Origin of the sequence: Pseudoalteromonas sp. TAE56 (assembly GCF_000497955.1) — a bacterium.
In the GTDB taxonomy this organism is placed as follows: Bacteria; Pseudomonadota; Gammaproteobacteria; order Enterobacterales; family Alteromonadaceae; genus Pseudoalteromonas.
Genome location: NZ_AUTN01000027.1, coordinates 1 through 1,491 on the forward strand (window position 1 = coordinate 1; position 1,491 = coordinate 1,491).

General features: G+C 48.8%; 1 rRNA gene. It reads right to left on the minus strand.

Features of this window, described 5'->3' with window-relative positions:
- Positions 1-1,467, minus strand: a 23S ribosomal RNA gene (locus L656_RS0101000); the annotation flags it as partial.
- Between the last annotated feature and the right edge of the window lie 24 nt (positions 1,468-1,491).

A 1,491-nucleotide genomic window follows, 5' to 3' on the forward strand; every position in this document is an offset into this window, starting at 1 on the left:
CCAACCTACTCACTTTCACATAGACTACCAACGCTATGCTTGTTTAGCCTGCTCCGTCCCCCCATCGCAATTATATCGAGTACAGAAATATTAATCTGTTTCCCATCGACTACGCCTTTCGGCCTCGCCTTAGGGGTCGACTTACCCTACCCTGATTAACATGGGATAGGAACCCTTGGTCTTCCGGCGTGGGAGTTTTTCACTCCCATTATCGTTACTCATGTCAGCATTCGCACTTCTGATACCTCCAGCATACCTCCCGGTACACCTTCAACGGCTTACAGAACGCTCCCCTACCACTCAGAATAAATTCTGAATCCGCAGCTTCGGTGCATAGTTTAGCCCCGTTACATCTTCCGCGCAGACCGACTCGACCAGTGAGCTATTACGCTTTCTTTAAAGGATGGCTGCTTCTAAGCCAACCTCCTGGCTGTCTGGGCCTTTCCACATCGTTTCCCACTTAACTATGACTTTGGGACCTTAGCTGGCGGTCTGGGTTGTTTCCCTCTTCACGACGGACGTTAGCACCCGCCGTGTGTCTCCCGGATATTACTTTACGGTATTCGGAGTTTGCAAAGGGTTGGTAAGTCGGGATGACCCCCTAGCCTTAACAGTGCTCTACCCCCGTAAGTATTCGTCCGAGGCTCTACCTAAATAGATTTCGGGGAGAACCAGCTATCTCCCGGTTTGATTAGCCTTTCACTCCTAGCCACAGGTCATCCCCTAACTTTTCAACGTTAGTGGGTTCGGTCCTCCAGTTGATGTTACTCAACCTTCAACCTGCCCATGGCTAGATCACCGGGTTTCGGGTCTATACCTTGCAACTATTCGCCCAGTTAAGACTCGGTTTCCCTACGGCTACCCTATTCGGTTAACCTCGCTACAAAATATAAGTCGCTGACCCATTATACAAAAGGTACGCAGTCACCCAACAAGTGGGCTCCTACTGCTTGTACGTACACGGTTTCAGGTTCTATTTCACTCCCCTCACAGGGGTTCTTTTCGCCTTTCCCTCACGGTACTGGTTCACTATCGGTCAGTTGGGAGTATTTAGCCTTAGATGATGGTCCACCTATATTCAGTCAAAGTTTCACGTGCTCCGACCTACTCGATTTCACTTAAAATGTCTTTTCATGTACGGGACTATCACCCTGTATCGTGGCGCTTTCCAGCGGCCTTCCATTAACACATAATAAGCTTAAGGGCTGTTCCGATTTCGCTCGCCGCTACTTTCGGAATCTCGGTTGATTTCTTTTCCTACGGGTACTTAGATGTTTCAGTTCTCCGCGTTCGCCTCGTTAACCTATGTATTCAGTTAACGATACCTGCAAGCAGGTGGGTTTCCCCATTCGGAAATCCTAGTCTCAAGTGCTTTTTACTAGCTTGACTAGGCTTATCGCAAGTTAATACGTCCTTCATCGCCTCCAACTGCCAAGGCATCCACCGTGTACGCTTAGTCACTTAACCATACAACCCAAACGGGTCTTTGTT